The following is a 9,928-nucleotide window of genomic DNA, read 5'->3' as shown; positions in this document are numbered from 1 at the left end:
TTATCGCCCTTGTCACCTTGTACGCCTTGAGCTCCAGTAGCACCTACGTCGCCTTTATCGCCCTTGTCACCCTGTACGCCTTGAGCTCCTGTCGCACCGACGTCACCTTTATCGCCTTTGTCACCCTGAACGCCTTGGGCTCCAGTCGCGCCTGTTGCGCCAACATCACCTTTATCGCCCTTGTCACCTTGTCCGCCTTGGGCTCCAGTGGCACCTGTTGCGCCGATATCGCCTTTATCACCCTTATCTCCTTTCAATGAAGCCAACCATTGAGTTTGTGAACCTAAGTAACCACCATCAACTGCAAGCTCATAGGCACTTTTTCCATCAGCCCCCCCCCCTGTTGGTAAAGCATCAATTTGGCTCTGTAAATTGGTCAATTTAGTATTTACAGCAGTAAATGCACTTCCAATATTTGTATAATTTGAACCTTGTATCGTATATGTAGGACCAGTAAATATTCCGCCACTAAAACCAGCACCACCACCAAAAACGTTGGCTAATGAATTTAATTGTCCAAAATTAACTGCGTCGTTTGCAGATGTACCATTAGCAAGGTTGGTGATTTTATTATTATTAAAAGAAATGGTTCCGTTACCAGCTGAACCACTTAATGAACCTTTAGAGGTAATGCCTCCTGCACCCACTTTTAAAGTGTCTGCATTAATAGTGACATCGAAATCATCATTTGCGATTTTGCTATCTGAAATTGGTGCATTGTTATAACAATTGATCGCTCCCCAATATTGCTGGCTCACAATCGTATTGCCATGAGTTGTCGCTGCAATACCTGGATTTGTATTTGAATCTTTTGCTCCACAGGTTATCACTTGCTCGGCAAAAACTTGTTGGGTCGTTAAACTAATTATTGATAATCCTAATGCGATAACAAGTGGTTTTAACCGTAATTTATTTTGAGTATTTAAAAACCCAAATTCATTAAAAATAGTATTCGTCTCAACAATACCACCTGTCTTGTTCGTCTTAACTTCGCTTTTAGCATTCTCCGATACAACTACTACACACCCTAGAGATCTACTCCAAATTTTTTTAAAGATACGATTCATATTATTCCCTTTATTTTGTGAATATAAACACATAAATTAGAGAACATTTTTGTTGAGAATGAATCATTGAAATTTGGTAGAAAAATAAAAAAATAACATTGAAAAAATCACTTAAATAACAAATTTCAATGATGTAAACGCTAAGTAATTTATCTCTAATAAATCCACATAAAAATTTTAATTTTTTAATTCAATACAAAGGATAAAAATGGATACTTTAAAAATGCTAAGTAAACGTGAGCATCAAATTTTTTTAAATGTTAGTACATGGTTATCGAGTTAAAGAGATCTCGTTAAAACTTCATATTAGTGAAAGAACTGTTACTACCCATCAAGAAAACATTTATCAAAAACTCGACATTCATCACAGATCTTTTCTGCTGCAATTTTCATCATATTATTCTGAATTTCTAAACCTACTCACACCTCGAGAATTAATGATCGTCGAGCTTTTATCTAAAGACTTGAGTAGCTCCAACATATCTATCCAATTAAATCTTAGCATTGAAACAATCTATAGCTATCGGAAATCAATTAATCGAAAACTCAAAACCATTCAATCAAAATACGATGTTTTGGGGATATTGGCTCATGAAGAAATTTCAGTAAATTAAAAAACACAAAAACATCAACAATATTATTGAAAATTAAAAGGTAAAAATTATGAGCGCAGATCCGTATCTAGGTGAAATCATGCTGGTTCCATACAACTTCGTTCCGAGAGGTTGGGCGGCATGCAATGGACAGTTACTATCAATCGCACAAAACCAAGCACTTTTCAGCTTACTTGGTACCATTTATGGTGGTGATGGCATAACCACTTTCGCACTACCAAATTTAGGTGGACGCTTCGCACTTGGGGTAAACAATAATTTTCCAATTGGTCAAGCCGCAGGAAGTCAAAGTACGACTCTCACAATAAATAACTTACCAGCACATACGCATGTCGTTGCTAGTCAAACCATCAATGCTTCAGTTTCATTAACACCACAAGCAAGCTCAGTCGGTGGCAATACAAGTAGCCCTGCCAATGCAGCTTGGGCAAATGCAAATGATCCTAACACAGGCAGTGTATATGACGTGTTTACTCAAGATACGAGTCAATTAGTCAATATGAAACCGTTAAATGCAACCACGCAAGTCGTTGTTCCTGTGCAAAACACAGGAATAGCTGGGGGCAGCCAACCCGTCAATATCACAAACCCGTATTTAGCGCTTTACTATGTGATCAGCCTGGAAGGTATATACCCTTCACGCTCATAAAAATTCAAATCAATAGGATTAAGTCTTAATACCATCTTCATCACTTGTATTAAGACTTATTGTGGATGCCAGAAACCACTACAAAAAATGGGGCGATATTCTGAAAAGCCATAAGAGTAAGAACTATGACTTTTATAAATATTAAAGGAAGTAAAATAATGAGCGGATGTCAATGTGATCCACAAGTCGTTCCAGACTACACAAAAGTAGGTTTTAATGGTGAAAGCAGTAATGCTTTACAATCTAGTGTAAAAACAACAAATACAATTGAATCTGTACAAAATCAGTTGAGTAGTACCAATGTTCAGGCTTTAAGTCTAAGTGCTTGTGTAGGTGCTTCTTATCGAAACGGCGATGTTTGTTTTGACTTCCCTGTTTTCGGAAATGTTTGTGTCAATATTCCAATCGGAATTCCTGCAAATGCAAATTTACGCGTATGTGGTGATGTTTGCACAACCTGGGGAATTCCAACAGGACTTAAAATCACCTTGTATGTCAATGATCAAGCACTTTGGAGCGGTACAGTGGTTGGTAGTTGCTAATTAACTATGGTCATCCTCTGCTTACAGCAAGCTTAGTAATTTCTAAGCTTGTTTATATTTAACCCAACATATAAAGATTTATTTAAATAACTATTAATTATATTATAAAAATTAATTTAAATTTTATTAACAAATTAAATTAATTTAAAAAAATATAGCAAATAAAGAACCGATGATTATAATAAAAAATATACGTATATTTGATAATCATCATGATAGAACAAATAAAAGATAGATTAAGTTTTTTTGATCAAAATTTACTTGGCTCTGCTTTACCAAAACCTGTTTTGGTTGTTGATGACGACTATACTGTTCTAAATAGATTAAAAAAAATTTTAATCGACCTTAACTATAGCAATAACGATTTAATATTTTCTGAAAACTTATCTCAATCTATGCTTGAGGTAAAACAACATAATATTGCATTTGCCTTAGTCGATTTAGGCTTGCCTGACGGCAATGGTACAAAATTAATTCGTAGTTTGAGACAAAAAAACTCTACCATTCCAATTCTTGTTATTTCAGCTTGGAGTACCAGAGATGCAATTTTTAAAGCAATACAAGCTGGTGCAACTGGTTATCTATTGAAAGAGCGTGATGATTATGAAGTCACTATTTCAATTAAACAAATATTACAGGGTGGTATTCCGATAGATCCTTTTTTGGCTCAAATCATTTTATCAAATATGGTGAAAAAACCTCAAAAAATTAAGAACTCGCCTGAAAACTTATCATGTAGAGAACTTGAAATATTAGAACACGTCACTCAAGGTTTAAATAATCAAGATATAGCAAATGAGCTAGGATTGTCACGTTATACCATTGAAGCTCATCTGAGAAATATCTACAGCAAGCTTGCTGTAGACAGTCGTTCTAAGGCAATAAAAATTGCTTACTCGTTGGGTTTATTTTAATTATAAAAGTAATCAAATGTATAATATTGAAAATTATTTTGGGCTATTTATTCCTTCCTTCCTCATCATTAGCGGTTTATTTTTAATCTTTACATCAATCCAAAAAAAACTTCCATTATCCATCACTTGGTTTGCAATACTTATTTTATCTTCAGGAAATATGTTATTAGTATCATATTTACAAACATCTTATCCTTCAACCTTACTCTTATTTACTGTATTAGTACTCTCCCTATCTATCTTAATTTCATTTTACTTTTCAATATCTAAAAAATTTAATATTGAAATTAATATTACTTCTTTCCTACTCACCACTTTAATTGCCATTATTTTATTAGTGTATTATTCACAAATAAAAAAAGATTTACATAGTACTTTGATAGCTCTATTTTTGTATTATTTACTACTTACATCAATTCAAATAAAAAAAATTATCATATTCAAAACAAAAAAATTATTTGATAATTTATTAAAAATATACTTTTTGGGGACTATTCTCATCATTATTGTTTTTTTACTCAATAGAAGTAGTCTTGAGACAATCTTTATTCTTAATCACCATTGGTTTTACTTACAGTTTTCTTTTTTTATCTTATTGCTAATTTATTCAAGCTTATTATTGATAAGCTATACGGAAGAAATATTTCATATTCAGCAATCTGATTTACAAAAAATTCGACAGCAAGAGCGCTTACAACTTGCTCATGATTTACACGATATCGTGGGAGGTTCATTAATTCGCTCAATCAGTGTTGTCAGTCAAAGTCAGCAAAATCTGAGTAATCAGCAATTTTTATCAATGCTGAAATTACTCCGAGATGATCTCCGCGAAGTTATCGACAGCAGTTCAACAGTTTCTAAAGAAATTCCTAAAACTCCAATTTTATGGGGAGCACCGATTCGACATCGTTTTAGCCAAATTTTTAATGAGTTAGGTATCCAATCTATTTGGAGTTTTCCTGAGATCTGGTGCTCCAAACCAACAGCTTTAGAATGCCTAACATTGTTGAGAGTAACAGAAGAGGCTTTAACAAATGTGATCAAACATAGTTATGCCAAAAAAGTTTTGGTTCGGTTGTATTTTTCAGATCTCAAACAAATAATTCTAGAAATTAAAGATGATGGTATTGGTTTCAATGTAGATGAAATAAGTGCATCAAATGTCAATATTGGGCTAAAAAGCATGAAAATACGCTTAGAAAAAATACAATCAACGATGAATATTTATTCAAGGCATGGCGAAACTATAATTAAAATTATAAAAAACTAAATAGGAGCCGTAGCCCCTATTTTTCATTCAACTGTTGCAGTTAATTTAATTTGATTATTACTTGATACCATATTCATTTTTTGCACACTAACGCCCATTTGAGAGAGTTGCATCAAAAAATTAGCCAAAACAGCATAATTTTGATGTTCTGCAATCAATTGAATCTGATCTCCGTTTTGCTGAGACGCTACGGCTAAACCTTGTTGCTGAGCAGTACGCTGAATTTTATCTGCAACGGAAAGCCCAAGATCATTGGCAGGCTTCATCGTGGCTGCATTACTTTGCATCCAAACGGTTAAATCTTTAAGTTCATTTAAGCGATTTTGTTGCTGATCAGCTAGAGTATGCATTTTCCATAAGGCAGAGCCTATAATCACAATGGTCAAAAATACGGCTGTGAAGATCACCATCATTCGTTCACGAACAGATAAACTCTGTAAATATTGGTTCAGCGCTTCGGTTTTTTGATCCAAGCTATTTTGTAATGCTGTTATTGCTTTCATTATTTTACTTTCACCATCCCAATTGCACCGATGCTGTCCGCTTGAACATTACCTAATTCAGCTTGAAAACCTTGTTGATTCAATTGTTGAGTTAGTGCTTGCAAATCATCTGCTGATTTAGCTTTTAATGACATTGCCAACATAGATTCTTCATAACTAACTTGCTGAGCAACGATCTGTTTTTGCATTAAGATTGGCCCTACTCGACTGAGTAAAGACAACGCTTGCGTATCACCAAGCTGGCTCATACGCAACTGGCTTTCAAATTGGCTTTTAATATTTTGTTCAGTCACACGACTATTTTCGCCAAACCAGTGTTTGTATTGATCAACCGCTTGAACTGCTGTTTGATCAGCAACGTTCTTCAATTTAGACCATCGTAAAGCATCGTATCCGAGTTGAACAAAAATAACGGCCAATAATACAAATGCAGAAGCTTTCCAGTAACCAGACCATTTAACATCTGCATTTTTCGATTTTGGCAGCACATTAAATGGATGTTGTTTTGCTTTTAATAAAGGCTGAAATTGATAACTAAACTGTGTCTGCTGATCTTGGCTTGAAATATGTTCTAGACAACTATGCTGAGTTTCAGTCAGGTTCGCAAATCTATATTTTGTTTCTGGAGATTGAAATTCTAATAATAGAGCCAGATCATCCACTGAGTTACCTGACCAAACACCTTCTCTTACCAATAAATGATCATAAAGATTTACAATCACCACTTCACTTTGCTCTGGTTCTGGCAAAATTAAGAAATCGGGTAAAAATGCTGTAATTTGGACAGGTAAAAGACTTAAAGCATGTTGCCAAGTTTCAATGGTCGATTGAGCAACACCTAAAATATAAAGTTGATCATTTTGGAAGTGATGAACAACTTTCATTTGATCAATCGGTAAGGTTACAAACTCCTCTAATAGATATTTGATCCCCTCTTGACCTAGTTGCTTATAATGCGTTTTAGTCATGGGTTGCTGCATGATTTGAGCATTTCGGCTTGGAAAATAAAGCACAGCTTCTTTGCCGTTATGCGCTTGCAAATCTTGTATTAACTGTTCAAGACTTACTGCCTCTAACCAATTTTCCCCATTCGACCAATACCATGTTCCATTGGTTTCGGGCATCCATATATGCAGCATCGGTGTTCAGTACCCTTATCCTATTGTGGATATATAAAATTATATTGTTGGTGTAAAACGATTCTTTTGTGTCGATAAACCATTTGCGATCACAGCTTGATCATAAATACGTGCTTCAGCCAATGCAAATGGATTAAAATTCTCATGCGTCAATTGTTCAGCAATATGTGCAACTACATTCATATGACACACAACAGCAATTGATTCATACGGCAATTTTGATAGCCATTCTATCGCATCTTTCGCATCATCATCAGGTTTAATTTTATCGCAAATTAAAACTGGAATGCCGTAAAAATGAGCTTTTATATGTGCCAAAGTCTCTTGGGCACGTAATAAAGGACTGACAATAAAAATTTCAGGTTGAATAACATCTTTTAGAAACTGACCTGTTTGTTCAGCTTGCTGATGTCCACGTTGTGTTAAGGGACGTTGCGTATCATTCCCATTGATGGCTGGAGACGCTTCACCGTGACGAACTAAAGTTAACTGCATAAAATTACCTTATTTTTTATATCTATATTTTAACTACATTTGATGACAGTTTTTTGATTAGACTTCATGATGAGGTAAAACAAACTCAACATCACTGCGATGACCATTCTTCATTAAAGAAAGTGCAATTGTCATAGGTGGTGCATTTTCAAAAATGACTTCATACAATGCATTCGTGATCGGCATATAGACATCTAACTCTTGTGCTTTAGCTCGTACTTGTACAATGGTATTAATCCCTTCTGCCGTCTGACCTAACTCTTTTGTTGCTTGATCAAGGGTTTTACCAGAGCCGAGTGCAAATCCAATTTGGTAATTACGACTCAATGGACTATTACAGGTCGCAAATAGATCACCGACACCTGACAATCCTAAGAAAGTTAATGGGTTAGCACCCTGCTTTACAGCGAAACGACTCATTTCTGCCAAAGCACGAGTTAAAATCATACTTTTGGTATTTTCACCAATCTTGTAAGCCCCACCCATACCCATCGCAACTGCATAGATATTTTTTAGTGCTCCACCCAACTCAACACCATGCACATCATCACTACCAAACACACGGAATAAGGCACTATGTAAAGCATGTTGAACTGCATAACGAACCAATTCTGATTCACTCGCGATTACTGTACCTGATGGCATACCAGCCATAATTTCTTTTGCTAAGTTTGGTCCTGATAATACGCCATAAGGCACTTCAGGTAATTCTTCACGAATGATTTCACTCATGAAACTAAAGGTCTTTGCTTCGATACCTTTAGTTAGAGAAACAACTGCTTGAGCGCTAATGAACGGCGCAATTTTTTTCAAAACATCTCGAAATGAATGACTTGGAATTGCTACTAAAATAATATCGCGATCTCGCACAGCCAATTCTAAATCTGATACTGCACGCAGTCCTGTTTCCAATGTAAAATCAGGTAAATAACGTTTATTAACATGTGTTTGGTTTATTTCATTCGCTGCTTCTTCGTCACGAATCCAAATCATGGTGTCGCAGCCATTACGCACAGCTAAATTGGCCATTGCCGTACCGAAACTACCACCACCCAATACAGTAATTCTTAATGCTGTTTTTTGATCTACTGCTACAGGCTCAACTAAATCACTAAATTTTAACTCTGTCATTTTTTATCCTAAACCAATTTATTTCTTTAATCGTTAACAAATAAGGTTAGTTTGGCTGCCAAACCTTTAAAAATTCTTGAACATCTACATCATTACGAGGAGCAATTGCTTTAGCCGCTGTTCCAATGTAAATAATGCCAGAAATTAGATCTTGTTGCTTAAGACCCAATTGTTGTTTTAACCAATTTGATTCAACTACAGCACCCGAACGCCACATGCTTGCAAAGCCTTGTGCTTGTAATGAGAGCAAGAAGTTTTGAATTGCTGCACCTGTACTTAATATCTGTTCAAAGTGAGGAACTTTTGGATGATCTTGAAGCGTAGTTAATGCCAAGACCAATAAAGGAGCACGAAAAGGATGCTGTTTAGCGCGATCTAATTGTGCTGGGTCAACCTCACCTAAATCAGCCAAAGCTTGAGCTAAATGCTCACCAAATGCAGCACGTAATTCGGGTGTTACAACAACAAAACGTGTTGGTTTTAAACGGTGATGATCAGGCGCTGTAAGTGCAGCTTGTACTGCTTTTTCAATTTGTTGTGTATTGGGCGCAGGCTCAATGAGTTGTCCAATCGATTGACGTTGATGAATATTTTGATGAATCGTCTCTATATTTGAGTCCGCCATTGACATGAATCTAACTAACATAAGGATTGCGCTAGATTATCATAATCTGACTATTTTCCACCACGTTTAATCCTTGCTGAATCATCAATTTGAGAAATTTAACAGAGCCTCACTACAAACTGTACATAACCTGCAAAAGCACTCAAAAATTATATGTTCAAATAATACAATTATGTAACTACCAGAGAACAAGCAATGAAAAAAACATTTATCATGAGTTTATTAGGTGGCTTGGCACTTTGTCTTACTGCATGTGCATCAACACCAACCAATACCTTAGCGATTCAAAAAGAAAATAATCAATATGAAGTGACAGGTATTGGTAAAACAAATTTAATTTCTAAAAACAATGCAATAAGTGCTGCTCAAAAAACTTGTACGCGCAATACTGCCCCTGTTGTTGTCGACGAAAAAACAGATTACCAAGGTGTATTGAAAGGTGTCGTGGATGAGCAAACTGGAAAAATGGTCGAAGCTGCTGCGGGCGTAATCGGTACACTTACAGGGAAAAATGCTTCTCTAGCCAAAGATGACGATTATCAAACGACATTGACCTTCTACTGCAAACCAAATGCTTAAATAAAAAAAGCCGATGTGATCACATCGGCTTTTCTCATTGTAGAGGAGCTTACTGAGCTTCGCTCGCTGCTACTTCAGATGCTGCACTTTCTACAACATCAGTATTCTTCTCATCTAAATTCGGTTTATCAATTGCATCAATGGCAGCTTGTTGTTCTGGGGTAGTCTGTGTCGATACAGTTGAAGCTGCTTGTTCTTGCTGTTCAGCGTTGTTCGCTTCTTCTTTCTTTGCACACGCAGTCAACATGATTGGGGCAATGATTAAAGCGGCAAGAGTTAATTTGAATTTCATCACGGCTTTCCACAGTTACTTGCTTAAGTTAATGACAAGCATATTTCAAATATATGACATTTTTATGACTGCAACTTATCCTAAAACAAAAAAGAGCCGATTCAGCTC

Annotated in this window: 13 protein-coding genes; 6 read left to right on the top strand and 7 right to left on the bottom strand. The window is 35.8% G+C overall.

The window, feature by feature from the left end:
* On the bottom strand, window positions 1-1,067 hold a 1,067-nt coding region (locus F933_RS17210), incomplete at its 3' end, for an ESPR-type extended signal peptide-containing protein (protein WP_005058433.1).
* Between the two features lie 257 nt (window positions 1,068-1,324).
* Here F933_RS17210 and F933_RS16950 point away from each other — a divergent pair.
* From F933_RS16950 to F933_RS03075, 5 genes are all read left to right on the top strand, one after another.
* Entirely contained in the window at window positions 1,325-1,681 is a 357-nt protein-coding gene (locus tag F933_RS16950) for a LuxR C-terminal-related transcriptional regulator (protein ID WP_005058431.1), read from the top strand.
* Window positions 1,682-1,730: 49 nt separating this feature from the next.
* The gene (locus tag F933_RS03090; protein ID WP_005058429.1) at window positions 1,731-2,330 is read left to right on the top strand and encodes a phage tail protein; all 600 of its coding nucleotides are present in this window, start codon (window positions 1,731-1,733) and stop codon (window positions 2,328-2,330) included.
* Between the two features lie 158 nt (window positions 2,331-2,488).
* Window positions 2,489-2,872, top strand: coding sequence for a hypothetical protein (locus F933_RS03085; protein ID WP_005053360.1), 384 nt, complete (start codon window positions 2,489-2,491; stop codon window positions 2,870-2,872).
* Window positions 2,873-3,084: 212 nt separating this feature from the next.
* Window positions 3,085-3,786 carry a response regulator transcription factor gene (locus tag F933_RS03080; protein WP_005058427.1) on the top strand — a complete coding sequence of 234 codons (702 nt, stop codon included), beginning with the start codon at window positions 3,085-3,087 and terminating at the stop codon, window positions 3,784-3,786.
* Between the two features lie 16 nt (window positions 3,787-3,802).
* Entirely contained in the window at window positions 3,803-5,056 is a 1,254-nt protein-coding gene (locus F933_RS03075) for a sensor histidine kinase (RefSeq protein WP_005058425.1), read from the top strand.
* 23 nt (window positions 5,057-5,079) lie between these two features.
* Here F933_RS03075 and gspM read toward each other — a convergent pair whose 3' ends face one another.
* From gspM to F933_RS03050, 5 genes are read right to left on the bottom strand one after another with little or no spacing between them, the layout of a single operon-like run.
* Window positions 5,080-5,559, bottom strand: a complete 480-nt coding sequence (gene gspM, locus F933_RS03070; protein ID WP_005058423.1) for a type II secretion system protein GspM — start codon at window positions 5,557-5,559, stop codon at window positions 5,080-5,082.
* On the bottom strand, window positions 5,559-6,698 hold the full coding sequence (gene gspL, locus F933_RS03065) for a type II secretion system protein GspL (RefSeq protein WP_005058422.1): 1,140 nt from the start codon (window positions 6,696-6,698) through the stop codon (window positions 5,559-5,561). Before gspL ends, gspM begins: the two co-directional genes overlap by 1 nt.
* A gap of 39 nt (window positions 6,699-6,737) precedes the next feature.
* Window positions 6,738-7,193 (bottom strand): phosphohistidine phosphatase SixA, encoded by a 456-nt coding sequence (sixA, locus tag F933_RS03060; RefSeq protein ID WP_005053354.1) that lies wholly within the window; start codon window positions 7,191-7,193, stop codon window positions 6,738-6,740.
* Between the two features lie 57 nt (window positions 7,194-7,250).
* Window positions 7,251-8,324, bottom strand: coding sequence for an NAD(P)H-dependent glycerol-3-phosphate dehydrogenase (locus F933_RS03055; protein ID WP_005053353.1), 1,074 nt, complete (start codon window positions 8,322-8,324; stop codon window positions 7,251-7,253).
* A gap of 46 nt (window positions 8,325-8,370) precedes the next feature.
* The gene (locus tag F933_RS03050) at window positions 8,371-8,949 is read right to left on the bottom strand and encodes a nitroreductase family protein (protein WP_034710344.1); all 579 of its coding nucleotides are present in this window, start codon (window positions 8,947-8,949) and stop codon (window positions 8,371-8,373) included.
* 195 nt (window positions 8,950-9,144) lie between these two features.
* On the opposite strand from F933_RS03050, the gene F933_RS03045 reads away from it, so the two are divergent.
* A complete protein-coding gene (locus F933_RS03045) occupies window positions 9,145-9,528 on the top strand; it encodes a hypothetical protein (RefSeq protein ID WP_005058417.1) in 384 nt (127 codons plus the stop codon).
* Between the two features lie 49 nt (window positions 9,529-9,577).
* Here the strand turns inward: F933_RS03045 and F933_RS03040 are convergent, their stop codons facing one another.
* Window positions 9,578-9,820, bottom strand: a complete 243-nt coding sequence (locus F933_RS03040) for a hypothetical protein (RefSeq protein WP_005053348.1) — start codon at window positions 9,818-9,820, stop codon at window positions 9,578-9,580.
* Window positions 9,821-9,928: the final 108 nt, after the last annotated feature.

The sequence above is a fragment of the Acinetobacter beijerinckii CIP 110307 genome (assembly GCF_000369005.1).
Lineage (GTDB): Bacteria > Pseudomonadota > Gammaproteobacteria > Pseudomonadales > Moraxellaceae > Acinetobacter > Acinetobacter beijerinckii.
The sequence above is the reverse complement of the archived record's forward strand: the minus strand, read 5'-3'. Positions and strand labels throughout refer to the sequence as shown.